Raw genomic sequence first — 565 nt, 5'->3', positions numbered from 1 at the left:
TCTGACAGCGGTGGCGGGGGCCGATCTCGGCTCTTCCGACATGCGGGCGCAGAACGCGCTGGGCACTGGAGACATCGTGCTGGCGGATACCCACTACGGCTCGATCGGCAAGGTCAACATCCGTTTTGAAGGTGGCTCAGGGCCAGGCGGTGGCATCTCGTTGACGCCCGCCGGCGCAGTGAAGGCGCTGGGCGATGCCAGCTTCGCCAATCTCAACGCGGAAGACCTGAACGCTTTGATGAAGTCCAAGTTGGGTGCAAGCTTCGAGGATTACTGGGGTATGTCCCTCGCTGCTTATTGCGCGCTGGAGCCCGGTGCCTGTGTCATGAAGGAGCCGAGCGACGGCAAGACATGGTCCTTCAATGCCGAGGGATCGTTGGCATTTTTCGGGGAGGAGACGCTTGCCGGCAAGACACAGGCGGAAGTCGACGCCTGGATGCAGGAAAATTGGGGCATGTCCTGGGAATATGTCTTCAACAAACAATCCCTGGCGGATGTCTGCAAAAGCAGCGGCAATGAAACTTTCTGCAGCGGCAAGCTGGACAAGCCCGTGCTCACCGCAGAT

General features: G+C 59.8%; 1 protein-coding gene. It reads left to right on the top strand.

All coding sequences use genetic code 11. The features are described from left to right. Positions 1–565, top strand: a 565-nt coding sequence (locus DNK89_RS24470; RefSeq protein ID WP_161958989.1) for a hypothetical protein, incomplete at both ends; no start/stop codon positions are given.

This window comes from Acidovorax sp. ST3 (genome assembly GCF_003231145.1).
Taxonomy (GTDB): Bacteria; Pseudomonadota; Gammaproteobacteria; order Burkholderiales; family Burkholderiaceae_C; genus Acidovorax.
This window is presented reverse-complemented; position numbering and strand designations above follow the sequence as displayed.